Genomic DNA, 25,623 nt, shown 5'->3' with positions numbered 1-25,623 from the left:
TCGCGATCGAGAAGATCCGGATTGGCCAAGCTCGCTCCCGTGCCGGTCGATGGTGACTAGCATAGTAAATGGAGTCGCCCGGTTTGGATTGGTCCAGACCTGTTATTCCGGCAGCACCGCCACCGCCTCGATCTCGAACAGCATGCCGTCGATCGCCAGCCTTGGCACGGGAATCAGCGTGCAGGCGGGGGCCGGCCAGTCGCCCAGCAGGGCCTGCCAGGCACGGCTGAAGATGGCCAGTCGTTCCATCGAATGATCGACGATCAGCACCGTGATCTTGGCCACATCTGGGATATCCGCACCGCCGGCCTGCAGCGCCACGCGCAGGTTGGACAGTGCACGGTTGACCTGCGCCGTGAAGTCGGCCAGCAGGCCGCCGCACATGTCCTCGCCACCCTGGCCCGCCGCGAAGATGATCTTCGCGGGCCGGTTCACCATCGCGACATGTGAATAGCCGTTCAGGCGCGGGTCGTAGAGGTCGGGCGGGTTCATGAACTGGAGGTACGGGGCGCGCGGCGATTCGAGCAGCATGGCAGGGTCCTGGATGGAGAAGGGATACCAGTGTCAAACTTCAAGTGCACTTGAGGTCAAGCTTCGATGCGATACCATGCGCGCTGCAAGGGCTTTCCTTGTCCTCCATGGTCCTGTCATGAGCCGCCCCCCGAAGAACGCTCCGTTGGAGCCCCCGGTGCGCCCGATGCGCGCCCGCGATCCGCTGACCATTGGCGAAGTGGTCGAGCGCAGCGGCGTGGCCGCGTCCGCGCTCCATTTCTACGAATCGAAGGGATTGATTTCGAGCACGCGCAGCGCTGGCAACCAGCGCCGCTATCCGCGCGGCATCCTCCGTCGGCTGGCTGTTTTACGCATTGCCCAGCGCATGGGCGTGCCGCTCGCGGTCATTGCCGACGCATTCGCGCGTTTGCCGGCAGGCAAGGCACCGACCGTGGCCGACTGGCGCCGGCTGTCAGCGTCCTGGCGGGAAGATCTCGACGCCCGCATTCGTGCGTTGACGTTGCTCCGCGATCAACTCGACGGCTGCATCGGCTGCGGCTGCCTGTCGCTGAAGGCGTGTCCGTTGCGCAATCCGCAGGACGTGATGGCGAGACAGGGGCCAGGCGCCCACGTGGGCGAGGGCGATTCGCGATTGTGATTGTCATGTGTCTGCCATAGCCGTTTCCCATCGTGATCGGCGGTGTCGTGCCCGTGTTCAACCTGGATGGCGTCCGCCCGGGGCAGTTACGCATGACCGGTGCGCTGCTCACGGAGATCTACCAGGGAAGAATCGTCAACTGGAACGATCCGGCCATTGCGGCGGAAAATCCTGGCCTGCTGCTGGCCAGATATGAAGATCGTGGTCGTCCATCGGAGCGACAGCTCTGGCACCACGTTCAACTGGAGCCGCGTTATTCGTCCTGCATGGCCTCAGCGGCTATCGAAACGCGCAGCCAGGCGCTGTTCGCGGAACGCATCGACTACGAAATCGATGAACGCACGCGTCCTGAGCGGCAGCTGCTGCTTGTTTGGGTAATAGAGGCAGATCGGCCCGATATCCGCGTACCAGCCGGGCAGCAACCGGATGAGGTCGCCGCTGAGCAGCCAGCGGGAAGCGTGCGGCATCGGCAGCATGGCCACGCCGTGGCCAAGCATCGCCGCGTGCGCCATGGCTTCCGGGTCGTCGAAAATAAGGCGGGTGCGGCACTCGGCCAGGGCCTTCTCACCGAACGGATTGCGCAGGGTCCATGCGTACTGGCGGCCGGTGGCGACCGAGCGCCGGGCGATGCCATCGAACTGGGCCAACTCCGAGGGGTGCCTCGGCATGCGCCGGGTCGCCATATAGGCCGGCGATGCCGCGACGATCACGTGCGCGGGAGCCAATTCCCGGGCGATGACCCCCTGGCTCAGTTCGATGCCACCCCCAATCGCCGCATCGAAGCCGCCGCCGATCAGGTCGACGGGCCGGTTATCGAAATGCCAGTCCGGCACGACTTCCGGATAGCGGCCCAGGAATTCGCCAAGCATCGGCACCAGGTATTCCCGCCCGAACGCGACCCCCAAGCTCACTTTCAGCATCCCCGACGGCGCGCCGCTGCGCTCCGCCGCGTGGGAAAAGGCGTCCTGCAAGTCCGCGTAGGGCGCGGTCACCTCGTGCAGAAAGCGCTCGCCGTCGGCCGTGAGGGTCAGATTGCGCGTGCTGCGATGGAACAGCCGCAGTCCGAGCCGCGCTTCCAGGCGCGCGACGTTCTTGCTGAGCGCAGCGGGCGTGACGCCCAGACGCCGCGCGGCCCCCGAGAAGCTGCCCGTTTGGGCGCTCAGGATGAAGGATTCGAGAAGACTCAGGCCTTCCATCGTCAGATCCGATACTTTTGGTTGAAATTGATGATCCGGATTATGGGCTATTCGCGCGGCAATCGTGTGTGGATACTTCACTCACCCTAACCCGATGGAGTTTCGACATGACCACCCCCACCACCTTTGCCGGCAAGGTTGCTTTCGTTACTGGCGGCGCCCGCGGCATTGGCGCCGCGATCGTCCAGCGTCTGGCGCAGGACGGCGCAGCCGTGGCATTTACCTACAAGGGCTCGACCGCCAACGCCAACGCACTGGTGGCCAGCGTGGAAGCCGCTGGCGGCCGCGCACTGGCCATCCAGTCGGACGCAGGCGATGCGGCCTCGCTCACGCGCGCCATCGACGACGCCGCGCGGCACTTTGGCAAGATCGACATCCTCGTGAACAATGCCGGCGTGCTGCTGATGGGCGGGATCGATACCTTCTCGCTGGAAGACTTCGACAAGACCCTGGAAGTGAATGTGCGCGCCGTCTTCGTCGCGTCGAAGGCGGTCTTGCCGCACATGGGGCAGGGCGGTCGCATCATCAATATCGGCAGCTGCAATGCCGAGCGCATGCCGTTCCCGGGCGGCGCGGCTTACGCGATGAGCAAGTCGGCGCTGCAAGGGCTCGTGCAAGGCATGGCGCGCGACCTCGGGCCGAAGGGCATCACGGTCAACAATGTCCAACCCGGTCCGACCAATACCGATATGAATCCGGAGTCCGGCGATTTCGGCGGCGCCCTCCATGCCCTGATGGCCCTGGAGCGTCACGCGCATCCGGCCGAGATCGCAGGCATGGTTGCCTACGTGGCCAGCCCGGAGGCTGGTTTCGTTACTGGTGCAAGCCTGACGATCGACGGCGGTTTCAACGCCTGAGCGGACGGGTTCAAGGCGATGTGCGTGATATGATTCACATGCGAACTAAATCACGACAACTCTTGCCTCAGGAAGATGCAGCATCGCCTTGTATATCTATTGAACGTTGGCCAGCGTCGACTGCAACGATGGCAGACGCGCGCAGCCGGTGGCGGGGTGACAGCGGCTCAGTCCGGGCTGCTGTTCTTCCTGGGCACGCACGACGGTGCACTGATGAGCGAGGCGGCTGCCGCGCTCGATCTGGGTGCGCCGGGCATCAGCGGTCTGGCTGACCGGACCGAAAAAGCTGGATTGATCGAGCGCCGGGCCGATGAGACCGACGGCCGGGCATCGCGCTTGTGGCTGACGGATGCAGGGCGTGCCGCGCGCCAGCGTTCCAAGACGCGCATGAAGGACCTTAATGCAAAGTTGACCGAGGGCTTCACGGAGGCGGAAGTCGACGTGGTGGCGCGGTGGCTCGCCAGCCTGCAGGAAAAGTTTCCCGTCGCCGACGACGGGGACGCGTAACCTGGGCTGCGGCTGGGGCCGCAGCGTGCACGCTTACTGCTGCGTCACCTTCGAGAAATCTGGCTTGCGTTTTTCGGCGAAGGCGGCAAACGCCTCCCTGGCCTCGGCGCTCGTCAGCCGTTCCTGGAACTTGGCGCTCTCGCTATCCATCTGGGCCACCAGCGCCTCGGCTTTACGCATCAGCGCCTTCATCGCGCTGAGGGAACCGGGCGGCTTGGCGGCGATGCGCTCGGCCATGCGGCGCGCTTCCGCACGAAGTTGATCGTTGTTGCAGACCCTGTTGGCGATGCCCCACGCCACGGCAGTCTGGGCGTCCAGCGGCTCACCCATCGCAAACATCTCGAATGCCCGGGCGTGGCCGATGCACAGCGGCATCAGGTAGCTCGAGGCCGCCTCAGGCACGAGCGCGAGATTCACGAAAGGTGTGATCAGTTGCGCATCCTGCGCCAGCAGCACGTAGTCGCAATGCAGCAGCATGGTGGTGCCAACGCCGACGGCCTTGCCGTGGACCGCTGCAACGATGGGCACCGTCGCCTTGGCCAAGGCATGCAGAAAGCGGTGCACATGACGTTCGGCAGGACCCTTTCCCGCCGCGATCGCTGCGAACTCGCTCACATCATTCCCTGCAGTGAACATGTCCCCATCCCCTTGCACCAGCAATACGCGGATGTTGCGATCGTGCTCGGCGCGCTCGATGGTATCGGCCAGCGTGCCGTACATCTGATTCGTGAGGGCGTTCTTCTTGTCCGGTCTGGCTAGCGTGATGGTCAGCACGCCGTCAGTCAGGTCGGTGCGAATTTCCGGGGTGGTCATGCCGGTCTCCAAGGGTTTAAGTTCGTATGCGAAGTATATTGATACTTTGCATGCGAAGTAAAGTCCCTGCGGGTCGACGGCAAGCGGTCTTGTGTCCGCTGGCGGGGGTAGCGCCTGAAGCACGCGAAGGTGGCTGCTAGACTTCTTCCTTCCAGTGATTCTTATCGCCTCGTGTTCACCATGGACCTTTCCCACCTGGAGCGGCAGCTCGCCTTCCTGAGAGAGATTGATCGACTGAAGAGCGTCGTAAGGATGTCGCCGCTGATCGATCGCTCGCGTCGAGAAAACAGTGCCGAGCATTCCTGGCATCTCGCCATGTATGCGCTCGTGCTGTCGGAGCACGCGGCGGCGCCTGTCGACGTGGTCCGCGTTGTGAAGATGCTCCTCCTCCACGATATTGTGGAGATCGATGCCGGCGATACGCCGTTCCATGATCCGTCGATGCAGGCCGATCAGGTGGAACGGGAGCGCCAGGCGGCGGAGCGGATCTTTTCCTTGCTGCCGGATGCGCAAGCCGCCGAGTTTCGCGGTCTTTGGACCGAATTCGAGGCAGCGGAGAGCGACGACGCGAAGTTCGCCAAGGCGTTGGACCGCTTCCAGCCGCTACTTCACAACGTGGCAACGGACGGCGGCACCTGGGTCGCGCCTCAGGTCAGTGAGGAGCAGGTCTTCGCGCGTTACGGGCCGACCATCGAAAGTGGCGCACCCGCCCTCTGGGAGGTGGCCGCCCAGCTCGTACGGGAACACTTCAGCGATCCGCTGGCCGGGAAAGCCGATCTTGACGGGCGTGTCTAATCGAGCAGATCGGGTTCTGCATCCACCAACCCCGCGAAGAGGCTCTCGAACGCGTGCAACGAGCCTTCATTGCCGCCCACCTGGCCATGTGTGTGCCGCGCCGTGGCAGTGTCGATCAGTTGTGGTGTGCCGGCGGCTTCGGCAAGCAGTTGCGTGTGTGCGGCATTCTCCAGTGCGATGTACCACCAGGCTGTGGCTTCCACGGTAGGACCCGCCGTCAGGATGCCGTGGTTCTTCAGGATCGCACCTTTGTACGTCTGGCCATTGCCCTTGTCCAGGGCCTGCGCAATGCGATCCCCCTCGGAGTTGTCCACGACCATACCGGTGAAATCATCGAACAGCACGTGGTCTTCAAAGAACGAGCACGCATCCTGCGTCAGAGGATCGAGCTTGCGGCCCAGCGTGGACCAGGCCTTGCCGTAGGTGGAATGCGTATGCGCGGCTGCTACGACGTGCGGGTGTGCCTCATGAATGGCCGCGTGGATGGCAAAGGCCGCCTTGTTCAGCGGGCGGTTGCCGACCACTGTTTCACCGCGGGCGTTCACGAGCAACAGGTCGGAGACGCGGATGCGCGAGAAATGCACGCCGAGCGGGTTGACCCAGAAATGATCGGGAAACTCGGGGTCCCGCGCGGTGATGTGCCCGGCAAGGCCGAGCGCGAAGCCCTGGCGTGCAAAGAGGCGGAAAGCGCCGGCAAGACGCTCCTGACGGTGCCGACGCTCGGCCGCCACGCTGGGGCGCTCAGGTAGCGGGTCGAACCAGAATTTCTGCCGCGGTTCTGGGTTGGGCGTGAAAGACGCCCGGTGTTCGAACGGAAAGACGGAGTTCATCGTTGGACCTTTGCGGCGATTCCCGCAGGCAATTCGTTGTCATTCACGCAGATGTCGCTGCGCGTCTTCGGGATCAGAATGCAGGGATGATCGACCCCTTGAACTGGGTGTTGATGAAGTTGCGCACTTCGTCGGACTGGTAGGCCTTGACCAGTCTGGCCACCCATGGCTTTTCCTTGTCTTGCGGGCGCGTGGCAATCAGATTCGCGTAGGGGCCGCGTGCATCCTCGATCGCAATGGTGTCCTTCTGCAAGGACAGTCCGGCCTGGTAGGCATAGTCGTTGTTGATCGATGCCGCCGCGAGGTCAGGCAGCGCACGCGGCAACTGCGCGGCGTCGAGTTCCACGAGCTTGAGCTTGCGCGGATTCTCCACCACATCGAGCGGCGTCGCGTTGACGCCGTTCTGGCCTACCCCCACCTTCAACTTGATCAGGCCGGCCTTTTGCAACAGCAGCAACGCGCGATTGCCGTTCGACGGATCGTTCTGGATGCCGATGCGCGCGCCTTCCGGCAGTTGATCAATGCTGTGGTACTTCTTGGAGTAGATGCCGAGCGGCGCCGTGATCGTCAGGCCAGCCGGCACGATCTTGTAGCCACGCGTCTTGATCTGGCTGTCGAGGAATGGCTTGTGCTGGAACGCGTTCGCATCGAGATCGCCAGACGCGAGCGCCTCGTTGGGCTGCAGGTAGTCGTTGAATACCACGACGTCGATCGTCAGGCCGTCCCGGGCGGCCACTTTCTTGACCACATCGAAGATCTGCTCCTGGTTGCCGGCCGAAATGCCAACCTTGATCTTCGATTTTTCCGGTGCGCCCTGCGCCGAGGCAGATCCCATGCCCCCGGTCACGCCGATGCCAACCCCAAGCGCCACGATGAGGGCGCGCGTCCATGTTTTCATTGTGAGAGTCCCTGATTGATGTGAGTTGCGAGGTGCTAAAACAGACCCGTGGTAGGTGGGGGCTGATCCTTGAGCAGCCAGGCGCCTACGGCGGCGGATTTCCACTGGCGCGGATTGTGATTCGCCACGGTGCGTGCATTGCGCCAAAGCCGATCGAGGTTGTAGGTGCGATCACACGCCGATGCGCCCCCGACGTCGAACACGTACTCGGCACTCTTCAATGCGGCGCCTACGGCGAAGTACTGTGCCTGGGCCACATCGATGGACGCCTGCGTCAGCGAGGCATCGCTGAGGTGGTCGGCCCACGCGGCGTCAATGGCGTCAGCGGCGCGCAGCGTGGCCGCTTCGGCCGCGTAGACTTCGGCGGCAATCTGGCCGATGGTCTCCTGCACGTAGGGGTCATCCACCGAACGCTCGGCCGAACTGTGCTTGATGGGCCGCGCCTTGTTGCGTGCGAACCAGATCGCATCGTTCAACGCGTTGCGTGCGATGCCGGCCTCGGTAGCGGCGAGGAAGAGCTGGAACACGGGCGTGACGGGATTCCGGCGGTCCCGCGGAACATGACTGCGGCGGACTTCGTCCGGCTCCACTCGCATGTCCGTAAAGCGCGTGGTACCGCTGGCGGTGAGGCGTTGTCCGATGGTGTCGAAGTCATCGACGAGTTCCATGCCCGCGCGTTGGCGTGGCACCGTGAAATGAGTTTCCTGCCCGGTCTCGTCCAGGGCGATGGACGTGACCCAGTCCGCGTACAGTGCCCCGGTGCTGTAGTACTTCGTGCCGTTGACGACGTGATGGTCGTCGTTCCGCACGATGGTCGCCCTGACTTCGCCCTGCTTGCCACCGCGTTCGATGCCGCCATTCCCGATGATCTGGCCAGACAGTAAGCGGTTGAACCAGCGGTCGCGTTCGGCTTCGTTGTCCTGTCCTGCCAATATCCCTTCCACGAGGCCGAAGTTCGGCCGCAGAGATTGAGCGAGATTGGCGTCGACCGCCGCGAGGTCGATGACGAACTGGATCGTGTCCCGAATGCTGCCACCCGGGCCGCCATATGCCTTGGGTATCCTGAACGTCAGCAGGCCAGCGTTCGCGATCTTTCGGGCGAGCGCAAAGGGCAGCTCGCGCCGGGACTCACGCGCGCTGGCCTCGGCCGCGATCTCGGGCAGCAATGCCCTCGCGCGCTCGCGCAGCACGGCGACTTCCCCGGCCGGCGGTAGCGCTTCGCCGCGCGGGGCAGGGTGCGGGTTGACGGCCGCGTCGCGCGGCGCCAGCGTATCGATAGTTCCCATGTCGTCATCGTGGTTCGGGGCCACTCAGGGTAATCAATACGGCGGGAACGGCGAAGCACGATATCCGCATGTCGATATCGCTTGCGCGTGCGATTCATATGCGAAATCCGGCTGTGCGGTGGCGCGTGGGAATGCCGTCTCGGTCGCCCACCGGCGTCGGGTGAATGAGCTCATGAGGAATACGCCGGGAAGTGCGCCGACACCGGGCACGCGCATATTCATATGGTCATTCAATCGTTCCGGTCCGGCGGCTCATGCCCGTAAGCTGAACGTCCATTTCCCGTTGCATCACAGCATTCATGGCCACCTACCTCGACAACAGACAGCGCGCCGAACTGGCCCACGCCGCCCGTCATTGGCTGTGGCGATCGGAATTGCCAACCTGGCTGCTGATCGTTGCCGTCTACGCGTCGTGGTTCGGCGTGGCGGTCAACGCCAACCGGATCGGGCTGCCGCTCGCCTGCGTGCTGCTGACGTTGGCGACCACGTGGTTCCTGTCACTGCAACATGAACTGCTGCACGGCCATCCCACCCGGCTGCCGTGGCTCAATGCCCTGCTAGGCGCCGCACCACTTGGCATCTGGCTGCCATACGGCATCTACCGGCGCTCACATCTGGAGCACCATGCTGCGGACCTCACCCATCCGGATGGCGATCCGGAAAGCTACTTCCTGTTCGCCGGTGACTGGCACGCAGCCGGGCCGCTGGTGCGCAGGCTCTACGCGGCGCGCAATACGCTGACAGGGCGTGTGTTGCTCCAGCCCGCGTTTGCCATTGCCTCGATTGGTGCCGATGCCGTGGACCGGGTTCGCCACGGCAACTGGGAGGATGTGCCGACGTGGATCGCCCATCTGCTGGCGCTAGGCGTGCTGCTGGTGTGGCTCGATACCTCCTGCGGGATGCCGGCGTGGCTGGTGCTGGCGGGCGTGGGATACCCGGCGCTGTCGCTTGCCGCTATCCGTTCCTTCCATGAGCATCGTGTGGATCCGCCGTTTGGCGCGCGCAGCGTGATCAACGATGCCGGATGGGCGTGGCGGCTCCTGTTCCTGAACAACAACTATCACCTCGTGCATCACGATCTGCCAGCAGTGCCATGGTTTGCGCTTGCTTGGGTCTATCGTCGGCGTGCCGGGGACTACCTGGCGCGCACCGACGGATTCCTGGTGCGCGGCTATCGCGAATGGATCTTTCGATACGCGTTGCGTGCCGTGGCACCGGTGGCGCATCCGGTGTATCACGCCCCGGCGGAACGCCCCAGGGACGCAGGAGGACACCATGAGCGCACCTGAACGCTGGGTGGCCGCACTGCCGATGTACAACGTTAGCCCCGCCTTGCGGGAAGACTGGCACGCGCTGCTGGCTCGAATCGCGGAACGGCTGGCACGAAGCGATACGCCCGTAGCGTTGTCCGTCGTGGAGCCGGGAGAGCGCGCGGAGGCGCTGCACGCGTTCTGGCGCCGTGACGACGTACTGCTGTCGCAGACCTGTGGTTACCCGCTGATTCACGGCCTCGCCGGCCATATTCAGTTGATCGGGACGCCGAGTTTCGCGGCGCGCGGATGCGTGGGGCATCGCTATACCAGCGCGATCATGGTGCGTGCGAAGGACGGCCCTGCCACGTTGACAGACTGCCAGGGCATGCGGGTGGCATGCAACGATCGCACATCTCATAGTGGCATGAATGCGTTGCGCCACGCCGTTGCGCCACTGGCGCGCGACGGGCGATTCTTTGCGCACACGGTCTATACGGGTTCGCACCTGTGCTCGCTGGCGTCCGTTGCGGAAGGTGAGGCGGACGTGGCGGCCATTGATTGCGTCACGCTGGCCTTCGCGCGCGAGCACATGCCGGCGAAGCTGGAGGGCCTGCGCCAGATCGGCGAAACACGTGCTGTGGCGGGGTTGCCCTTCATCGCCTCGCGCCGGGTGGGGCAGGCGCTCCTCGACAATGTCAGGCTGGCGCTGTGCGCGTGCCTGCGCGAGGACGCCGCACTCTGCGCACGGCTACGGCTGCGCGACCTCGTGCCCGCCACGGTGGCGGACTACCTGCCGCATGCGCAGATGGAAGACGAGGCGCATCGCCGTGGATACGCCGAGTTGCGATGACGCCCTGCCACTACGCAACATGGCAAGCTACCCAGTGACCCGCGTCACGCTCCCGCAAAACTGGTGCGGACTCGCGGCATTGTGCGCTGGCATACGCGCAACGGGTGTGAAAGCGGCAACCTGCCGGCGGCGCCAGTGGGCTGGGCAGTTCCCCCTCGATGACCGCGCCGGGACGCTCGCGCGCTTCGCGGCGCGCCGAAGGTGCCGAAGCGATCAACGCACGCGTGTACGGATGCAGCGCTGAATCCCAGACCGCATCGCGGGGGCCCTGTTCGACCACCTGCCCCAGATACATCACGGCGATGCGGTCGGACATATGGCGCACCACGGCGAGGTCGTGCGAGATGAACAGGTAGGCAATGCCGAGCGTGTCGCGCAGGTCCAGCAACAGGTTCAACACCTGGGCGCGGATGGAGACGTCGAGCGCGGACACCGCTTCATCACAGACGATCAGGTCCGGTTCGAGCATCAACGCCCGCGCAATCGCCACGCGCTGACGCTGACCGCCAGACAGCTCATGCGGCAGCCGTGCGGCCATATCGGCATGCAGGCCGACCTTGTCGAGCATCTCCGCCACGCGCGCGCGCCGCGCTGCCGAAGCGCCCCGACGATGCACGATCAGCGGCTCCTCCAGCGCCCGTCCCACGGTGGTGCGTGGGTTCAACGAGGCGGCGGGGTCCTGGAACACCATCTGCAGGCGCGTACGGATCGTATCGAGCGCGCTGCCGCGCCGCGCGCCAATGTCCTCGCCATCGAGCAGCACGCGGCCGGTATCGACGTCCGTCAGGCGCATGGCCACGCGTGCCACCGTGGATTTGCCGCAGCCACTTTCGCCGACGAGGCCGAGCGTCTCGCCACGTGACACGTGGAGCGAAACGTCGTCAAGGGCCCGCACGACACCTGCCTGGGTATGGAAATGCCGCGTGACATTGCGCAGCGCAAGCAACGGCTCGGTCATGCCGCCACCTCTTCGAGAACGGGGATGCTGCGCACCGGCAAGCTCAGCGGGGCATGGCACGCGGTTTGGCGACCGCCTTCGCGTCGCAGTGTTGGGATCTCCGTCCGGCATCGGGGCAGTGCGTGTGCGCAGCGCGGCGCGAAGGCGCAGCCTGGTGGCATGGCGGACAACGGCGGTACCGTGCCGGGGATCTCCGGCAGCCGCGCGCCGGGCGGGAGCGCCTCGATGGCGAGGGAGGCGAGCAGGCCCGCCGTGTACGGATGAGTGGGGTGTGACAGCAGGTCGCCCACATCACCGTGTTCCACGATACGGCCCGCGTACATGACGGCCGCGCGGTCGGCGGTCTCCGCCACCACGCCGAGGTCGTGCGTAATCAGCAGCATCGCCATGCCGGTCTCCGCCTGGAGACGCTTGAGCAGCGCAAGGATCTGGGCTTGGGTCGTGACGTCCAGCGCGGTGGTTGGCTCGTCGGCAATCAGCAGGTCGGGCTCGCAGGCCAGCGCGATGGCGATCATTGCCCGCTGCCGCATGCCGCCGGACAACTGGTGTGGATAGTCGCCGGCGCGCGCGGCTGATGATGGCATGCGAACCTGCTCGAGCAGCCCCACCGCGCGTTCGGCAGCCTGCGCGCGCGTTACCTGCCGATGCAGGCGAATCGCCTCGGCAATCTGGTCGCCGATCCGCATCACGGGGTTGAGCGCAGACATCGGCTCCTGGAAGATCATGGCGATCCGGTTGCCACGGATGTCCTGTATCGCACGTGCGTCCAGCGCCAACAGGTCCGTGCCATCAAATAAGGCCTGTCCACCCGCAATCCTTGCCGTGCGGCGTGGCAGCAGGCCCATGATCGAGTAGGCCGTCACGGACTTGCCCGAGCCGCTTTCGCCAACGAGCGCCAGCGTCTCGCCGCGATCGATGTGCAGCGAGACGTCGTGCAGCGCGGTGACGGGGCCGTTGGCGGTGGTGAAGGTGGTGCGCAGCGCGCGCACATCGAGCAGCGTCATGGCGTCAGCTCCGTCGTTGGCGCAGGTGGGGGTTCAAGGCATCGTTGAGACCGTCACCGAGCAGGTTGAAGGCCAGCACGGTCAGCACGATGGCAAAGCCGGGCAGGCCACAGATGTACCAGGCGTCCACGACTTGTTCGCGCCCGCTGCCGATGATCGTGCCCCAGCTCATGACGTTGGGGTCGCCGAGACCGAGGAAAGCCAGCGAGGCTTCGGTCTGGATCGCGGTGGCAACCGTGAGGGTCGCCATGGCGATCACGGGCGGCAGCGCATTGGGCAGCAGTTGCGTGACGATGAGGCGCGTGTGGCCCATGCCGATGGTCTCGCCGGCGAGTACGAACTCGCGCTCGCGTAGCGACAGGAACTCGGCGCGTACCAGCCGCGCGGTGGCGGGCCATGACACCACGCCAATAGCCAGCACCACGGTCGTGACGGATGGCTTGAAGATCGCCACCAGCACCACGGCGAGGACAAATTTCGGCACCGTCTGGAAGACTTCGGTCAGCCGCATCAGTGCGGCGTCGACGCGTCCACGGAAATACCCGCCGATAGCGCCGACGGCAATGCCGAGGGTGGCCGCCAGCGCGGTACTGACCAGTCCGATCAGCAGCGAGACGCGCGCGCCGGCCGCCAGCCCCGTGGCGAGGTCGCGCCCCATGAAATCGGTGCCAAGCGGGTGAGACGGGTCCTCGCCGGGCCACAGCATCGGCGGACCTGCCATTTCCCACGGGTCGCCCGGGAACACAACGGGCCCCACTACGGCAGCAAGGACGACGATCAGCATCAGCAGCGCGCCGAGCGAGACGGCCGGATGTCGCGTGATAGTGCGCCAGAGCGCCCGCGGACGGGATCGGGCGATAACGGAAGCGGTCGCTGCAGTCATGGCCGTGCGCCAGTGCGGACCACGGCCACACGCGGGTCAATGGCCGCGTAAAGCAGATCGACGAAGATGTTCACAACGATGACCAGAAGCGAACTGAGCAGCAGGATGCCGAGCAGCAGGTTGAAATCCCGCGCGAGGACCGATTCGAACGCAAGCCGCCCCAGGCCCGGCCAGCTGAAGACCGACTCGACGAGCACCGCCCCACTGAGCAGCGAGGCCACCTGATAGCCTGCCATCGTCACCAGCGGAAGCAAGGCGTTGCGCAGCGCGTGGACGAGCGTGACGCGGATCTCGCCAGCGCCCTTGGCGCGCGCGGTGCGCACGAAGTCTGCGCCGTCCAGTTCCAGCATCGCGGTGCGTACCAGGCGCGTGTAGACCGCCAGATAGAACGTTGCCAGCGTGCAGGCCGGCAGGATGGCGTGGCGCGCCACATCGCCGAAGTAGGCCAGCCCCGTATGGGCGGCGCTGACATCGGTCATGCCACCGGACGGCAGCCAGCCCAGTCGCGCGGAGAACAGCACGATGGCCATCAGGCCGAGCCAGAACGTTGGCATGGCGTAGGCCACCAGCGTTCCCAGCGAGATGAGGCGGTCGGGCCAGCGATGCACGCGCACGGCGGCCACGACGCCGAGGGCAATGCCAAGGACCAGCGCGATGCCCATGGCGAGCGTCATCAGCAACAACGTGGCCGGCAGGCGGTTCACGATCAGGGTGAAGACCGGCATGTTCTGGCGGTACGAAAAGCCGAGATCCAGCGTGGCGATCTGTCGCAGGTAATGTGCGAGCTGTAGCCACATCGGCTGGTCTAACCCGAAGTTCGCGCGCAGTTGGGCCATGGTCTCGGGCGTCGCCGCGCCGGCCTCGCCGGCCAGCACGTCGACGACATCGCCGGGCGCGAGCTGGAGGATCACGAAGTTCAGCAAGGCAATGCCAAGCACCACGGGTATCACCTGCAACAGGCGCTGGCGCAGGAACGCAAGGGCGGGGCGGCGCATGCGCTTATGCCTTGGGTGTGAGCCAGGCATCGGCATACGAGGCGAACAATCCGTCGCCCTGCGCAGTGGCCTTCCGGAAGCGCGCCGTCGATACCGTGACCCAGGTCTGCTCGACGAGGTCCAGCACTGGCACATCTTCCTGCACGATCTGTTGCCAGTTGCGGATCAGCGCCTTGCGCTTGCCGTCATCGGCTTCGCGTCCGGCCGCCTCCATGATCCGGTCGAGTTCGGGATTCGAGTACCCCGAGCCGTTGGTCCACGGCGCGCCCTTGATGATGTTCTTGGTCCAGAACAGGCGCTGCACGCCGAGCGTGGGATCGGGCAGGCGATGCAGGCTCGAGATCATCAGGTCGTAATCCTGGTCAGTGAACACGCGCCGCAGGTAGGTGGCGGTGTCACCGGCGCGCAACTCCACCTCCACGCCGACGCGCGCAAGCGACTGCTTGATGAACTCGGCAGGCCGGCTGGCGGTGACGCCGCCGCCGCCATCGTAGTCGAGCGTGATGCGCAGCCGCTTGCCGTCCTTGCCGGGCTTGAAGCCAGCCTCGTCGAGCAGCGCCGCCGCTTTCTTCACATCGAACGGGTACTGGCGGGTGTCGCCGGCGTAGTAGTTGACCACCGACGAAGGCACCGGACCCGTGGCCGGCTTGCCGTAGCCGAGAAACACCACCTTGAGCAGCGCGTTGCGATCGATCGCATGGGCGAACGCCTGGCGCACGCGTTTGTCGGCGAAGTAGGGCTTGCGCACGTTGAACTGCGTCAGGAAGATCGTTGCCAGGTAGCGGCCGTCGTCGGTGTTGATGCGGTAGCGCTGCTTGTCCTGGAAGCGGTTCAGGTTCGACAGCGGAATGCTGGAGCCGAGCGCCACGTCCAGCTCGCCGGCTTCCAGCGCCACGGTGCGCGCGGCGGCGTCTGGGATGAATTTGAAGACGATACCGTCGAGATAGGGCTGATCGGCCTGCCAGTAGTGCGAATTGCGCTCCAGCCGGACATGGCTGCCCTTGACCCACTCCTTGAACACGAACGGGCCCGTGCCAACCGGCGCGCTGTTGAGCGGGTTGCTGAGCACGTCCTTGCCCTCATACAGGTGGCGCGGCAGGATCTGCGCGCCGTAGGTGTTGATGTAGTTGATCAGGTACGGGGCCGGCGAGGACAGCCGGATGATGACCGTGTGCGGGTCCGGCGTGTCGACTGCCGTGACGTTGGCGAACGCTGCGCGCCCAAATGGATGCAGCTTTTTCCAGACTTCGAGCAGGGTGTACTGGACATCGGCGGCGGTGAAGTCCTTGCCGTCGTGCCACTTGACGTTCTTGCGGAGCTGGAAGGTGGTCTTGAGCCCGTCCGGCGAGGTGTTCCACGCCGTCGCCAGCGCGGGCACGGGTTTCAGGTTCAGATCGTAGGCGACCAGCCCTTCCAGCACCTTGCTGGAGACTTGCCCGATGTTCATGGTGGTGATGAACGCCGAAGTCAGCAGCGTGGGCTCCGGGGAGACGGCCACATTCAGCACGCCGCCGCGCACGGGGGCGGTGGCCTGGGCGAAGGATTCAGCGGAGAAGGGCAGGCCAATCGAGAGCAGGGTGGATGCAGCCAGGAAATCGCGGCGGTTCATGGATGGGTATGGTGTGATCGGTGGAAGAAGGCGGTCAGGCGGCAGCGCGCGACGTGGCGGGCTCCGGCGCGGATACCCGGCCAGATGGCCGGGGCAGGTCGAGGTGGTCGCGCAGGGTACGACCCGTGTACTCGGTGCGGAAGATGCCGCGACGCTGGAGGATGGGCACCACGCCCTCCACGAAGGCGCTCAGGCCATCGGGCAGCACGTCCGGCATCAGGTTGAAGCCGTCCGCGGCGCCCTGGCGGAACCAGTGCTCGATGTCGTCGGCAATCTGTTCGGGCGTGCCGACGATGACGCGATGCCCCCCACCGCCGGCCAGTTCGCGGATCAGCGCTCGCACGGTCAGCCCGCGCCGGCGGGCCAGCGCCACAGTGGTGTTGAAGAACGTGTGGTTGCCGTTGCCGTTGGCCGGCAGTGTCAATGGCTCGGGCAGCGGCGCATCGAGTCGAAGGCGGTCGGCCGGGATGCCCAGCGTGCCGGCCAGCCGGTTAAGGCTGTAGTCCCACGGGATCAGGTCGACGAGTTCGTCGCGCCGGCGCAGCGCCTCCGCCTCGGTCGCACCGATGATGGTCGTGAGTCCCGGCAGGATCTTTACGGCGTGCGGGCCGCGCCCGATGGCTTCGGCCTGCGCGTTGATCCGCCGGCCATACTCGATGGATTCCTCGATCGACTGCGCCGCCGAGAACACCGCTTCGGCATGCCGCGCCGCCAGTTCCTGCCCGTCGGCCGAGCCGCCGGCCTGGAACAGCACCGGATGCCCCTGTACCGAACGGGGCAGGTTCAGCGGCCCTTGCACGTTGAACGACGCGCCGCGGTGCGCAATGGGCTGAAGTTTGCGGGTATCGACGAAGCGGCCGTCCCGCTTGTCGCCGATGAAGGCATCGTCCTCCCAGCTATCCCATAGCGCGCGCACCACGGTCGTGAACTCGTCCGCCCGCGCATAGCGCTGCGCATGGTCGGGCACGGCGTCGTGGCCGAAGTTGCGTGCCGAGGCAGCGTCGGCGGTGGTCACGACGTTCCAGCCCGCGCGACCGCCGCTGACATGATCGAGCGTGGCAAAGCGGCGGGCGATGTTGTACGGCTCGTTGTAGCTCGTCGAGGCGGTAGCGACCAGCCCGATGTGCGTCGTGGCGGCGGCCACGCAGGCCAGTAGCACAGTGGGTTCCAGCGCAGTAATCGGCCGGAAGTTGATCTGGTCCGCAATGGCCGCGTTGTCGGCCAGGAAGATCGCATCGAACTTGCCGGCCTCGGCGGTGTGGGCCAGCCTGACGTAGTGCTGCACGTCGGTGAATGCGAGCGGGTCGCTGTCCGGGAGCCGCCATGCCGACGGCACGAAGCCGCTGTGCAGCGCGTTAAGGTTCAGGTGCAGCTGGCGTGGGGCGCGTTGAGGATCGAGTTCCAGCGAAGCGGTCATGCGAGGGTCCTTTCCCGTACAAGCTACGCAGGATAGGGAAGGGCCTCTCGCAACGGAACGAAGGAAACACGATAACGATATGTGGCGTACGTGGCCGACCATCACCGCGCCGCCCGGCCATCAAGGCGCCCGTGGCCGCTTCAGGTCCTCAGGATTTGGCCGTGCCCTGTCGGGTTCTCCAGTCCGCATACAGGTCCGCGACGCCGTCCAGCCTGACGGGCACATAGTCGATGTTCATTGACTGTTCCGCGAACGGCCGCGCCAAGTCCGCGTAGATCGCCGCTGTCGAAAGGCCGAACGGTTCCCCATCGTCATTCGAATAGGCGTACGCCACCTGCGTCACGCCGGCCAAGCGCATGGCCGCCATGCACATCGGGCACGGATGTCCGCTGGCATATACCGCGCAGCCAGCAAGGCTTGGGCGGCCCAACGCCTGGCTGGCAGCCCGGATGGCGTTCAGCTCGGCATGCGAGGTGGGATCGTTGGTGGTCAGGATTTCGTTGACGCCGGTGGCGATTACCTTGCCGTCGCGCACGATCACTGCGCCAAAGGGCCGTCCGCCGGCCTCCATATTGGCTTGGGCGAGCCGGATGGCTTCGCGCAGGAATGTTTCGGTATCGGTCATGGTGTGTCTCGAAGTCGTCAGGAAGGCGATAGTACTGGACGCGGGGTGCCTTCTTCGTCGCTTCATGGCTGCCGGTGCCTGGTGGAATGTCCAAGGGGAAGACGGCTTGCGTTGCTTCCCTGCATACGTACTATCACCTAATGCTGCATTGCGACAATCCTTCTGCTACAATTCGGGAAAACCCCATAAGGGTAATCCCTCAAGGAAGGAAGCCATGAACACCCAATCCGACATCAAGATGACCGATCAACTCGAACGCGACCTGATCGAGCGCGAACTGGGCACGCAAAGCCTGGGTTTTGCCAACGACGTGAAGCGCGTTGTGGCTGCTGTGCAGAATGTTTTCTCCCGCCTGCAAGCGGAAGCGCGCAAGGCCAAGGTCGTCTACGCGAACGGTTAATCCGGTCAGAACACCCCCCTGTAGTGCCTGCGGCGTCTCCCGGCGCCGCCATTGAAAAGCCGACCCGCCGTACAGCCCTTCGAGGTGTGCGGCGGGTCGGCTTTTGGCTTTTTTGGTGATTAACGCGTCACTTCGATGCGATCGACACGATCCGGGTAGAAGGCAAGATGATTAGCGATCTGGGCAACCGCCTGATGGGGCGATTCGTAGGTCCACACGGCGTTGTCCGTGCGGGTGCCGCCTGCGGGAATGCTGTAGTAGGCCGCATCGCCTTTGTAGGGACAGTGGCTGGTGTGCTGGGTGCGCGTCAGTTGAGACATGTCCACGTCTTCGCGCGGAATGTACTGGACTGGCGGGTATGAGGCCTCGGCGAGCGTCAAGGCGCGGCGGGTATCGGCAACCACACGGCCCGCTACGGTCACCACCACGCGCCCGCCCTGGGGCGTGATCGTGATCGGATGATCCGGGCCGGGAATCCTGACGGATTTGTCGGCGGATTTGTCGGTCATGGCAGACCTCCCTAAGAAAGGAGGCGCGGCGATCAGGCCGCGCCTCAAAGAAAAAACCGCCACGGAGGTGACGTGAGGCCGAAAAGGGAGAGAAGAGCCTCGGCCTCGGTATGGACGATAGCAAGCGCGGCCGGCCCGGCATAGCACGCGCGAGGGAACACACTCTTCTCGTGGATTAAACAATCCACCCCAACATTCCAAAACAAAGCCCCGCACTGGGCGGGGCTGCTGGGGCTGTTGGGGCTAGGCGGGATCGAAAACTATCGATCAATCAAAACGATAGCGATTGACCGCCTGCTGACTGTTCCTCGATCCACAGCGACAGCCGCACCTTGTACGCCTGCTGGATATGGCGCCGGGCGATCTGCTCGGCCTGCGCCGGGTTGCGGGCCTCGAGCGCTTCCACCAGCGCCAGATGTTCCTCGTATGAGCCCCGGGCGCGGCCCGGCACGGCCAGCGTGGAGCGGCCGAGCAGCGCCATCGACTCGTGCAGCGAGCGCAAGGTCTTCAGCAGATAGCGATTGTGCGCGCAGCGGTGCAGCGTCTCGTGGAACAGGCGATTGTTGACCGCCAGCTTGTCGGGATCTTCGGCGAAGGCCAGGTCGCGCTCGACAATATCGCGCAACAACGAGATTTCCACATCGGTGGCGTGGCGGGCAGCCAGCGCGGCGGCAGTGGATTCGAGCACCTCGCGCATGACATACAGCTCGCTCACCATGCTGGCGTCGAGCCGCGTCACCATCATGCCGCGATTCGGCTCGTTGACGACGAGCCCTTCGGACTCGAGCCGCGACAGCGCCTCGCGCACCGGCGTGCGCGACAACCCTAGCGATTCGGCCAGTTCCACCTCGCGCAGGCGCGTGCCGGGCGGCAGGTGGCCGGCCTGGATCGCGCCCCGGAGTTGTTGGTAGGCCCGTTCGGAACGCGGCAGCGACGCGCTCTGGTCGCCGTCGGCGCCGGCAAGATCCGCAGGAAGCATGGATGCGTGTGAGTGGGGATGACAGCAAAGACAGCCATCATACCCGCTCGGGCAGGCGGCTCGCCAGCCACCGCGCCCGAATACCCGATATCAGGCCGGCGGCGACGCCGCGCGCCGGCTGCGCCGCCGCCGCGCCAGCATATTCAACGCCTCCACGCCGCACGAGAACGCCATCGCTGTATAGATGTAGCCCTTCGGCACGTGGTGACCCAGCCCGTCGGCAATCAGCGTCATGCCGATCATGATCAGGAAGGCCAGCGCCAGCATGATGATGGTGGGATTGGCGTTGATGAAGTTCGCCAGCGGCGTGGCCGCGAACAGCATCACGGTCACGGCGGCGATGACGGCCACGAACATGATCGGCACGTGGTCGGTCATGCCTACGGCGGTGATGATGCTGTCGACCGAGAACACGAGGTCGAGCACCAGGATCTGGCCGATGGCCATCGCGAAGCCAGGCGCGGCGCGGGCGACCATGCCTTCCTCGCCGTGCCCGGGCTCGGGCGCGACGTGCTGATGGATCTCACGCGTGGCCTTCCAGACCAGGAACGCGCCCCCGGCGATCAGGATGATGTCGCGCCACGAAATGCCCTTGCCGAGGAGCGTGAAGACCGGCTCGGTCAGCGCCACGATCCACGCAATCGTCGCCAGCAAGCCCAGGCGCATCACCAGCGCCAGGCTGATCCCCAGCCGTCGGGCCTTCTCGCGCATGGCCTCGGGCAGCTTGTTGGTCAGGATGGAGATGAAGATGAGGTTGTCGATGCCGAGCACGACCTCCATGGCCACGAGCGTGGCCAGTGCGGCCCAGGCGGCCGGGTCGCGCGCCAGCGCGAGTAGCGATTCCATGCGAACTCCTTGGTTGGGGTGGGCTGGGGCAGGGCTACCCGAAAGCGGACTACCAGGATCATGGTAGCGCACGCCGGCGGTGCAGGGGACATCAGATAGGGCGAGATTGAGGTTGTGAAACGCCAAGACTGGAATATAGTATGTGATATATCAAAATAATACCGGTCATCACAACCATCGAGGAGACAACCCATGAAGATCTGTATCTATGGGGCAGGGGCAATTGGCGGCTACATGGGCGCGCAGTTGGCGCTCGCGGGCGCCGACGTGAGTTTTATCGCACGCGGGCCGCATCTGGCGGCCATGCAGGCCAACGGCGTGCGCCTTCATATCGAAGGCGAGGAGCGCGTGGCGCGCGTGCGCTGCACCAGCGATCCGCGCGAGCTGGGTCCGCAGGACTATGTGTTCATCACGCTCAAGGCGCACCAGGTGCCCGGCGTGGTGGAGCTGATGCAGCCGCTGCTCGGGCCGGAAACGGCAGTCGTGACCGGCGTCAACGGCATTCCCTACTGGTACTTCCACAAGCATGGCGGCGAGTTCGCCGGGCGCACGCTGGAGAGCGTGGACCCAGGCGGCAAGCAGTGGCGCGGCCTCGGGCCGGAGCGGGCGATCGGCTGCGTGCTGTATCCGGCCGCCGAGATCGAGGCGCCGGGCGTGATCCGCCATGTCTACGGTAAGAAGTTTCCTATCGGCGAGCCAGATGGAAGCCGTTCCTCGCGCGTGACGCAACTCGCCGACCTGATGGTCAAGGCGGACCTCGACGCGCCCGTGCGCGACAACATCCGCGATGAGATCTGGCTCAAGCTGTGGGGCAACCTCTGCTTCAATCCGATCAGCGCGCTGACGCATGCCACGCTGGACATCATCACGTCCGACCCAGCGACGCGCGCGCTGTCGCGCCAGATGATGCTGGAGGCCAAGGCGATTGCCGAGCGCTTTGGCGTGCACTTTCGGGTCGATGTGGAGCGGCGTATCGACGGCGCCGGCGCGGTGGGGGCGCACAAGACCTCGATGCTGCAGGACCTGGAGGCCGGCCGGGCGATGGAAATCGACCCCTTGCTGACCGTGGTGCAGGAGATGGGCCGGATGATCGGCCAGCCTACGCCGATGGTCGATGCCGTGCTGGGGCTGATCAAGCAGCGCGACAGGATGGCGCAGGGCGGTCAGACTGCGCCACCCGTGCCCTGTGGCGCGCGCGGCATGACGCGGGAGAAATCCCCGGCGATGTGGTGATCTTGATATACCATATACGAAAGGCCGGACCCGCCCCTTTCTCACCCGTTCGGGTTCTTGACGCGCGATCATCGACGAGATTGATGAGCAAACCGCATGGCGCCATGCCAAACTGGACACCATGCGTCCGCGCGTCAGGTCCCGGCAGTGGAGTGGGGCGGGACGCCGCCGGAGGCCGCCTCGGCCCCCGGGGCGCCGGTCATAGACGAGTGCATTCATGTCCGCCCAAACACCCGAAGTCCAGCCCGCCGGCCTGACCCTGTCGCTGCAGCCGATCAACGCGGGCGCCAGCCTGCGCGACCAGGCCTATGCGATGCTGCGCCAGGCCATTGCCGATGCCGATATCTATCAGTCGCGAGAGGAAGTGCGGCTGGACGAGCGCGTGCTGTCCGAAGCGCTGGGCGTGAGCCGCACGCCGATCCGCGAGGCGATGACGCTGCTCGAGCAGGAAGGCTTCCTGCGCACGGTGCCGCGCCGCGGCATCTACATCATGCGCAAGACCAAGCGCGAGATCGTGGAGATGATCCAGGTCTGGGCCGCGCTGGAGAGTATGGCGGCCCGCCTGGCCACGCTCCATGCCACCGACGAGGAAATCGGCAAACTGCGACACATGTTCGACAGCTTCCGAGACTCCACGCCAGCCGAACACATCGAAGAGTATTCCGACGCCAACATCGTCTTTCACCAGGCGATCGTGCAGCTATCGAAGTCGCAGATCATCATGGACGCGATCAAGAACATCTTCGTCCATGTGCGTGCGATTCGGAAAATGACGATCTCGCAGAGCGACCGCGCCGCGCGGTCGATCGTCGATCATCTGCGGATTATCGAGGCGCTGGAGAAGCGCGATACGGAGCTGGCCGAGAAGCTGGTGCGCCAGCACTCGCTGGACCTGGCCGACTACGTGGAAAAGAACTGCGACTTCCTGGACTGACTGCCGGCCACGTCATGCACGCCCCGTCGCCCAGCCCATGACGGAGCGCGGGCATTGTTCCGCGATGTGGCCGAATCTTCTTGCGCCCCAACAGTTTTACGGCACGGTTGGGGCTTTTTCTTTGGCACGTTCTTTGGCACGTTTCTTTGGCCACTTTTCCTTGGCTATTTGCCGATCTCGCAGGGGCGAGGGGCTGTCCTTGGAACGGCCTCTGCGTCATCCGCAACACCTCCCCGGCTCACACAGCTACCGCCAGCGTAGGCACCGCAAGGCTTTATGCGCATTTGCTGCGATGCAGCGTCGAAACTTCCATGATTCGGGTTTAAACCCTCTTGCATCTTGCTGATATACCACATACTGTATGTCAAAAGAGCGAAGCACAAATCAGGAGACGAGCATGGCCGAGGCTACCAACCAAAGTCAGAGCAGCACCATGGCGCAACGCAAAGCCCTGGACGGCATTCGCGTCCTGGACATGACGCACGTTCAGGCCGGCCCCTCGGCTACGCAGTTGATGGCCTGGATGGGCGCCGACGTGATCAAGGTCGAATTGCCCGGACGCGGTGACATCACGCGCAGCCAGCTGCGTGACGTGCCCAACGCTGACAGCCTGTACTTCACCATGCTGAACAGCAACAAGCGTAGCCTGACGCTCAATATGAAAACGCCGGAAGGCAAGGCACTGCTGGAAGACCTGATTCAGCAGAGCGATGTGCTGATCGAGAACTTCGGTCCGGGCGTGCTGGCCCGCGCCGGATTCGACTGGGAACATATCCAGGACCTGAATCCGCGCATGGTCTATGCGTCGATCAAGGGCTTCGGTCCCGGCCCCTACCAGGACTGCAAGGCGTATGAAAACGTGGCCCAGTGCATGGGCGGTGCGGCATCGACGACAGGCGAAGCCAGCGGCATGCCATTGGTGACGGGCGCGCAGATCGGCGATTCGGGTACGGGCGTGCACTGCGTGGTCGGGATCCTGGGCGCACTGCTGCAGCGCGAGCATTCGGGGCGCGGCCAGCGCGTGGAAGTCGCCATGCAGGACGCCGTACTGAACCTGTGCCGCGTGAAACTGCGCGACCAACAGCGCCTGGATGCCGGCCCGCTGCGCGAGTACCCCAACGATCAGTTCGACGACCACGTGCCGCGCGCGGGCAATGCGTCGGGCGGCGGCCAGCCGGGCGCTGCGCTGCGCTGCGCGCCGGGCGGTGCGAACGACTACGTCTACGTCATCATCCAGCCGCAGGGCTGGGAGCCGCTGATGCGCCTGTGCGGCCGCGAAGATCTGATCACCGATCCGGAATTCGCCACGCCTGAAGTGCGTCTGAAAAAGCTCGCCGCGTGCTTCGGCATCATCGAGCAATGGACCCTGGGCCACACCAAGTTCGAGGTGATGAACGCACTCAACGAGGTGGATGTGCCGTGTGGCCCGATATTGTCGATGAAGGACCTGATCGGGGACCAGTCGATGTACGAGCGCGGCTTCCTGATCGAGCTGGAGCACCCGGTGCGCGGCAAATACGTGCAGCTCGGCTCGCCGATCACACTGTCCGACTCGCCGGTGAACGTCGAGCGCTCGCCGCTGCTGGGGGAGCACACCAACGAGATCCTCGAATCGCTGGGGCGGTCGCCGGCCCAGATTGCTGCGCTGCGCCTGGCGGGAGCGATCTGACCCGAGGCGTCCGGCCCCGGCCGGTGCCTCGTCTCCACAGCCCCTGACGGGGGTCTCTCCATTCTCTGCTGAAAGAGCAGGCGCGGCACGCTCGCGCCTGTCAGAGGAGTTCTGCCGTGCAAACCTGGATTCGCTTCCGCCGTCCTGATGGCGACGCCGCTTATGGCCGGCTTGACGAGGGTGATGCCGACCGCGTCATCGAATGCGATGGCCCTGGCTATACCGATCCTCGCCCCACGGGCAATAGCTACAGCTACGCCTCGCTGGACCTGCTGGCCCCGTGCCAGCCGGGCAAGATCGTGGCGCTGTGGAACAACTTTCACGCCCTCGCGGCCCGGCTGGAGAAAGCGGTGCCCGTGCATCCGCTGTTCCTGCTGAAGCCGGCAAGTTCGCTGGCCGGCCCCGGCGACGGCATCCTGCGTCCGAGCGGGTATACCGGCAAGATCGCCTACGAAGGCGAACTCGGCATCGTCATTGGCCGCGAATGCCGGAATGTGCCGCTCGCCGAAGCTGCCTCGCACATCTTCGGCTACACCATCGTCAATGACGTCACGGCGAGCGAGCTGCTCAATGCCGATCCCAACTTCCCGCAGTGGACGCGCGCCAAGGGTTCCGACACCTTCGGTTGCGTCGGTCCGGCCATCGTCTCCGGCTTTGACTGGCGAAGCGCCAGCGTGGTAACGCGTCTGGACGGCGTCGAGCGCCAGAACTACCCGTTGTCCGATATTGTTTTTTCGCCCGAGGAGCAGGTCAGCCTGCTGTCGCGGGACATGACGTTGATGCCGGGCGACGTGATCGCCGTCGGCACCTCGATCGGGGTCGGGTCGATGAAGGAGGGTTCTGTGGTGGAGGTGTCGATCCGCGGGATCGGCTCGCTGGTCAACCATGTGCGCGGCTGAACGAGCCAGTTTGCGAAGGCGGGAGCTCGGTAGTTTCCCTTATCTGGTTGCGTAATTTCGGGGAAATGCTGCGGCGCATCGACGAAAGTTCGCATCAGTGCTTGCTGAATACTGATATATCACATACCGTATTTGCCAAAGGTCGCTGCCTGTAGCGAATCGTCAAGGAGGAGACATCGTGAAGTCCGAAGTAGCCAGGCGGGCGCGAGAACGACCGCTGAAGACACC

At 64.9% G+C, this 25,623-nt stretch carries 27 protein-coding genes and 1 pseudogene; 11 read left to right on the top strand and 17 right to left on the bottom strand.

Features of this window, described 5'->3' with window-relative positions:
- Positions 1-102: 102 nt before the first annotated feature.
- A complete protein-coding gene (locus AC1DFU_RS24060; protein WP_441593477.1) occupies positions 103-531 on the bottom strand; it encodes a RidA family protein in 429 nt (142 codons plus the stop codon).
- A gap of 166 nt (positions 532-697) precedes the next feature.
- Here AC1DFU_RS24060 and soxR point away from each other — a divergent pair, with 166 nt between their 5' ends.
- Positions 698-1,150, top strand: a complete 453-nt coding sequence (gene soxR, locus AC1DFU_RS24055) for a redox-sensitive transcriptional activator SoxR (RefSeq protein WP_143093934.1) — start codon at positions 698-700, stop codon at positions 1,148-1,150.
- Positions 1,151-1,422: 272 nt separating this feature from the next.
- On the opposite strand, the gene AC1DFU_RS24050 is transcribed toward soxR, so the two are convergent.
- Entirely contained in the window at positions 1,423-2,346 is a 924-nt protein-coding gene (locus AC1DFU_RS24050; RefSeq protein ID WP_092299665.1) for a LysR family transcriptional regulator, read from the bottom strand.
- A 107-nt stretch (positions 2,347-2,453) separates the two neighbouring features.
- Here AC1DFU_RS24050 and AC1DFU_RS24045 point away from each other — a divergent pair, with 107 nt between their 5' ends.
- Together AC1DFU_RS24045 and AC1DFU_RS24040 are read left to right on the top strand one after the other, a co-directional pair.
- Positions 2,454-3,203: an SDR family oxidoreductase gene (locus AC1DFU_RS24045; protein WP_441593476.1), complete on the top strand. Its 750-nt coding sequence runs from the start codon at positions 2,454-2,456 to the stop codon at positions 3,201-3,203.
- Positions 3,204-3,278: 75 nt separating this feature from the next.
- Positions 3,279-3,710, top strand: coding sequence for a MarR family winged helix-turn-helix transcriptional regulator (locus AC1DFU_RS24040; protein WP_092299953.1), 432 nt, complete (start codon positions 3,279-3,281; stop codon positions 3,708-3,710).
- Positions 3,711-3,743: 33 nt separating this feature from the next.
- Here the strand turns inward: AC1DFU_RS24040 and AC1DFU_RS24035 are convergent, their stop codons facing one another.
- Complete coding sequence (locus AC1DFU_RS24035) at positions 3,744-4,523, bottom strand: enoyl-CoA hydratase (RefSeq protein ID WP_441593475.1); 780 nt, start codon at positions 4,521-4,523, stop codon at positions 3,744-3,746.
- 180 nt (positions 4,524-4,703) lie between these two features.
- Here AC1DFU_RS24035 and AC1DFU_RS24030 point away from each other — a divergent pair, with 180 nt between their 5' ends.
- Positions 4,704-5,318 (top strand): HD domain-containing protein, encoded by a 615-nt coding sequence (locus tag AC1DFU_RS24030; RefSeq protein WP_441593474.1) that lies wholly within the window; start codon positions 4,704-4,706, stop codon positions 5,316-5,318.
- Here the strand turns inward: AC1DFU_RS24030 and AC1DFU_RS24025 are convergent.
- From AC1DFU_RS24025 to AC1DFU_RS24015, 3 genes are all read right to left on the bottom strand, one after another.
- On the bottom strand, positions 5,315-6,148 hold the full coding sequence (locus AC1DFU_RS24025) for a class II aldolase/adducin family protein (protein WP_441593473.1): 834 nt from the start codon (positions 6,146-6,148) through the stop codon (positions 5,315-5,317). The genes AC1DFU_RS24030 and AC1DFU_RS24025 overlap by 4 nt on opposite strands.
- Before the next feature lie 73 nt (positions 6,149-6,221).
- Positions 6,222-6,983 carry a MetQ/NlpA family ABC transporter substrate-binding protein gene (locus AC1DFU_RS24020; RefSeq protein WP_255370955.1) on the bottom strand — a complete coding sequence of 254 codons (762 nt, stop codon included), beginning with the start codon at positions 6,981-6,983 and terminating at the stop codon, positions 6,222-6,224.
- A 98-nt stretch (positions 6,984-7,081) separates the two neighbouring features.
- The gene (locus AC1DFU_RS24015; protein ID WP_477159821.1) at positions 7,082-8,332 is read right to left on the bottom strand and encodes an acyl-CoA dehydrogenase family protein; all 1,251 of its coding nucleotides are present in this window, start codon (positions 8,330-8,332) and stop codon (positions 7,082-7,084) included.
- Between the two features lie 299 nt (positions 8,333-8,631).
- Between AC1DFU_RS24015 and AC1DFU_RS24010 the strand changes: the two genes are divergently transcribed.
- The gene (locus tag AC1DFU_RS24010) at positions 8,632-9,621 is read left to right on the top strand and encodes a fatty acid desaturase (protein WP_441593471.1); all 990 of its coding nucleotides are present in this window, start codon (positions 8,632-8,634) and stop codon (positions 9,619-9,621) included.
- Positions 9,608-10,435, top strand: coding sequence for a phosphate/phosphite/phosphonate ABC transporter substrate-binding protein (locus AC1DFU_RS24005; protein WP_441593470.1), 828 nt, complete (start codon positions 9,608-9,610; stop codon positions 10,433-10,435). Before AC1DFU_RS24010 ends, AC1DFU_RS24005 begins: the two co-directional genes overlap by 14 nt.
- 10 nt (positions 10,436-10,445) lie before the next feature.
- Here the strand turns inward: AC1DFU_RS24005 and AC1DFU_RS24000 are convergent, their stop codons facing one another.
- The 8 genes and pseudogenes from AC1DFU_RS24000 to AC1DFU_RS23965 form a co-directional block, all read right to left on the bottom strand.
- Positions 10,446-11,393 carry an ABC transporter ATP-binding protein gene (locus AC1DFU_RS24000; RefSeq protein ID WP_092299685.1) on the bottom strand — a complete coding sequence of 316 codons (948 nt, stop codon included), beginning with the start codon at positions 11,391-11,393 and terminating at the stop codon, positions 10,446-10,448.
- On the bottom strand, positions 11,390-11,716 hold the full coding sequence (locus AC1DFU_RS23995; RefSeq protein WP_441593505.1) for an oligopeptide/dipeptide ABC transporter ATP-binding protein: 327 nt from the start codon (positions 11,714-11,716) through the stop codon (positions 11,390-11,392). Before AC1DFU_RS23995 ends, AC1DFU_RS24000 begins: the two co-directional genes overlap by 4 nt.
- A gap of 144 nt (positions 11,717-11,860) precedes the next feature.
- A pseudogene (locus tag AC1DFU_RS23990) lies at positions 11,861-12,331 on the bottom strand (ATP-binding cassette domain-containing protein); the annotation flags it as partial.
- 70 nt (positions 12,332-12,401) lie between these two features.
- Positions 12,402-13,280, bottom strand: a complete 879-nt coding sequence (locus AC1DFU_RS23985) for an ABC transporter permease (RefSeq protein ID WP_441593469.1) — start codon at positions 13,278-13,280, stop codon at positions 12,402-12,404.
- Positions 13,277-14,275 (bottom strand): ABC transporter permease, encoded by a 999-nt coding sequence (locus tag AC1DFU_RS23980; RefSeq protein WP_441593468.1) that lies wholly within the window; start codon positions 14,273-14,275, stop codon positions 13,277-13,279. Before AC1DFU_RS23980 ends, AC1DFU_RS23985 begins: the two co-directional genes overlap by 4 nt.
- Before the next feature lie 4 nt (positions 14,276-14,279).
- Positions 14,280-15,884 (bottom strand): ABC transporter substrate-binding protein, encoded by a 1,605-nt coding sequence (locus AC1DFU_RS23975; RefSeq protein ID WP_441593467.1) that lies wholly within the window; start codon positions 15,882-15,884, stop codon positions 14,280-14,282.
- Between the two features lie 34 nt (positions 15,885-15,918).
- The gene (locus AC1DFU_RS23970) at positions 15,919-17,301 is read right to left on the bottom strand and encodes an LLM class flavin-dependent oxidoreductase (protein ID WP_441593466.1); all 1,383 of its coding nucleotides are present in this window, start codon (positions 17,299-17,301) and stop codon (positions 15,919-15,921) included.
- Between the two features lie 148 nt (positions 17,302-17,449).
- A complete protein-coding gene (locus AC1DFU_RS23965; RefSeq protein ID WP_092299703.1) occupies positions 17,450-17,926 on the bottom strand; it encodes a nucleoside deaminase in 477 nt (158 codons plus the stop codon).
- Positions 17,927-18,140: 214 nt separating this feature from the next.
- On the opposite strand from AC1DFU_RS23965, the gene AC1DFU_RS23960 reads away from it, so the two are divergent.
- Positions 18,141-18,326, top strand: coding sequence for a hypothetical protein (locus tag AC1DFU_RS23960; protein WP_092299706.1), 186 nt, complete (start codon positions 18,141-18,143; stop codon positions 18,324-18,326).
- Positions 18,327-18,445: 119 nt separating this feature from the next.
- On the opposite strand, the gene AC1DFU_RS23955 is transcribed toward AC1DFU_RS23960, so the two are convergent.
- The 3 genes from AC1DFU_RS23955 to AC1DFU_RS23945 all read right to left on the bottom strand — a co-directional run bounded on the left by AC1DFU_RS23955 (position 18,446) and on the right by AC1DFU_RS23945 (position 20,660).
- Positions 18,446-18,835, bottom strand: coding sequence for a DUF427 domain-containing protein (locus AC1DFU_RS23955; RefSeq protein WP_092299709.1), 390 nt, complete (start codon positions 18,833-18,835; stop codon positions 18,446-18,448).
- 271 nt (positions 18,836-19,106) lie between these two features.
- A complete protein-coding gene (locus tag AC1DFU_RS23950) occupies positions 19,107-19,814 on the bottom strand; it encodes a GntR family transcriptional regulator (RefSeq protein ID WP_092299711.1) in 708 nt (235 codons plus the stop codon).
- A 90-nt stretch (positions 19,815-19,904) separates the two neighbouring features.
- Complete coding sequence (locus tag AC1DFU_RS23945; RefSeq protein WP_092299715.1) at positions 19,905-20,660, bottom strand: TerC family protein; 756 nt, start codon at positions 20,658-20,660, stop codon at positions 19,905-19,907.
- 192 nt (positions 20,661-20,852) lie between these two features.
- Here AC1DFU_RS23945 and AC1DFU_RS23940 point away from each other — a divergent pair, with 192 nt between their 5' ends.
- From AC1DFU_RS23940 to AC1DFU_RS23925, 4 genes are all read left to right on the top strand, one after another.
- Positions 20,853-21,893, top strand: a complete 1,041-nt coding sequence (locus tag AC1DFU_RS23940; protein WP_441593465.1) for a 2-dehydropantoate 2-reductase — start codon at positions 20,853-20,855, stop codon at positions 21,891-21,893.
- A gap of 217 nt (positions 21,894-22,110) precedes the next feature.
- On the top strand, positions 22,111-22,827 hold the full coding sequence (locus tag AC1DFU_RS23935; protein ID WP_092299721.1) for a GntR family transcriptional regulator: 717 nt from the start codon (positions 22,111-22,113) through the stop codon (positions 22,825-22,827).
- Positions 22,828-23,260: 433 nt separating this feature from the next.
- Complete coding sequence (gene frc / locus AC1DFU_RS23930; protein WP_092299960.1) at positions 23,261-24,496, top strand: formyl-CoA transferase; 1,236 nt, start codon at positions 23,261-23,263, stop codon at positions 24,494-24,496.
- A 116-nt stretch (positions 24,497-24,612) separates the two neighbouring features.
- Positions 24,613-25,395, top strand: a complete 783-nt coding sequence (locus AC1DFU_RS23925) for a fumarylacetoacetate hydrolase family protein (RefSeq protein ID WP_144197074.1) — start codon at positions 24,613-24,615, stop codon at positions 25,393-25,395.
- The last annotated feature ends 228 nt before the right edge of the window (positions 25,396-25,623 follow it).

The sequence above is a fragment of the Cupriavidus sp. 10L45 genome, assembly GCF_056395225.1.
The sequence above is the reverse complement of the archived record's forward strand: the minus strand, read 5'-3'. Positions and strand labels throughout refer to the sequence as shown.

Coding starts and splice junctions, on each gene's coding strand:
- AC1DFU_RS24060 (WP_441593477.1), bottom strand. CDS start 531: ATGCTGCTCGAATCGCCGCGCGCCCCGTACCTCCAGTTCATGAACCCG.
- soxR (WP_143093934.1), top strand. CDS start 698: ATGCGCGCCCGCGATCCGCTGACCATTGGCGAAGTGGTCGAGCGCAGC.
- AC1DFU_RS24050 (WP_092299665.1), bottom strand. CDS start 2,346: ATGGAAGGCCTGAGTCTTCTCGAATCCTTCATCCTGAGCGCCCAAACG.
- AC1DFU_RS24045 (WP_441593476.1), top strand. CDS start 2,454: ATGACCACCCCCACCACCTTTGCCGGCAAGGTTGCTTTCGTTACTGGC.
- AC1DFU_RS24040 (WP_092299953.1), top strand. CDS start 3,279: ATGCAGCATCGCCTTGTATATCTATTGAACGTTGGCCAGCGTCGACTG.
- AC1DFU_RS24035 (WP_441593475.1), bottom strand. CDS start 4,523: ATGACCACCCCGGAAATTCGCACCGACCTGACTGACGGCGTGCTGACC.
- AC1DFU_RS24030 (WP_441593474.1), top strand. CDS start 4,704: ATGGACCTTTCCCACCTGGAGCGGCAGCTCGCCTTCCTGAGAGAGATT.
- AC1DFU_RS24025 (WP_441593473.1), bottom strand. CDS start 6,148: ATGAACTCCGTCTTTCCGTTCGAACACCGGGCGTCTTTCACGCCCAAC.
- AC1DFU_RS24020 (WP_255370955.1), bottom strand. CDS start 6,983: ATGGGATCTGCCTCGGCGCAGGGCGCACCGGAAAAATCGAAGATCAAG.
- AC1DFU_RS24015 (WP_477159821.1), bottom strand. CDS start 8,332: ATGGGAACTATCGATACGCTGGCGCCGCGCGACGCGGCCGTCAACCCG.
- AC1DFU_RS24010 (WP_441593471.1), top strand. CDS start 8,632: ATGGCCACCTACCTCGACAACAGACAGCGCGCCGAACTGGCCCACGCC.
- AC1DFU_RS24005 (WP_441593470.1), top strand. CDS start 9,608: ATGAGCGCACCTGAACGCTGGGTGGCCGCACTGCCGATGTACAACGTT.
- AC1DFU_RS24000 (WP_092299685.1), bottom strand. CDS start 11,393: ATGACCGAGCCGTTGCTTGCGCTGCGCAATGTCACGCGGCATTTCCAT.
- AC1DFU_RS23995 (WP_441593505.1), bottom strand. CDS start 11,716: ATGTACGCGGGCCGTATCGTGGAACACGGTGATGTGGGCGACCTGCTG.
- AC1DFU_RS23985 (WP_441593469.1), bottom strand. CDS start 13,280: ATGACTGCAGCGACCGCTTCCGTTATCGCCCGATCCCGTCCGCGGGCG.
- AC1DFU_RS23980 (WP_441593468.1), bottom strand. CDS start 14,275: ATGCGCCGCCCCGCCCTTGCGTTCCTGCGCCAGCGCCTGTTGCAGGTG.
- AC1DFU_RS23975 (WP_441593467.1), bottom strand. CDS start 15,884: ATGAACCGCCGCGATTTCCTGGCTGCATCCACCCTGCTCTCGATTGGC.
- AC1DFU_RS23970 (WP_441593466.1), bottom strand. CDS start 17,301: ATGACCGCTTCGCTGGAACTCGATCCTCAACGCGCCCCACGCCAGCTG.
- AC1DFU_RS23965 (WP_092299703.1), bottom strand. CDS start 17,926: ATGACCGATACCGAAACATTCCTGCGCGAAGCCATCCGGCTCGCCCAA.
- AC1DFU_RS23960 (WP_092299706.1), top strand. CDS start 18,141: ATGAACACCCAATCCGACATCAAGATGACCGATCAACTCGAACGCGAC.
- AC1DFU_RS23955 (WP_092299709.1), bottom strand. CDS start 18,835: ATGACCGACAAATCCGCCGACAAATCCGTCAGGATTCCCGGCCCGGAT.
- AC1DFU_RS23950 (WP_092299711.1), bottom strand. CDS start 19,814: ATGCTTCCTGCGGATCTTGCCGGCGCCGACGGCGACCAGAGCGCGTCG.
- AC1DFU_RS23945 (WP_092299715.1), bottom strand. CDS start 20,660: ATGGAATCGCTACTCGCGCTGGCGCGCGACCCGGCCGCCTGGGCCGCA.
- AC1DFU_RS23940 (WP_441593465.1), top strand. CDS start 20,853: ATGAAGATCTGTATCTATGGGGCAGGGGCAATTGGCGGCTACATGGGC.
- AC1DFU_RS23935 (WP_092299721.1), top strand. CDS start 22,111: ATGTCCGCCCAAACACCCGAAGTCCAGCCCGCCGGCCTGACCCTGTCG.
- frc (WP_092299960.1), top strand. CDS start 23,261: ATGGCGCAACGCAAAGCCCTGGACGGCATTCGCGTCCTGGACATGACG.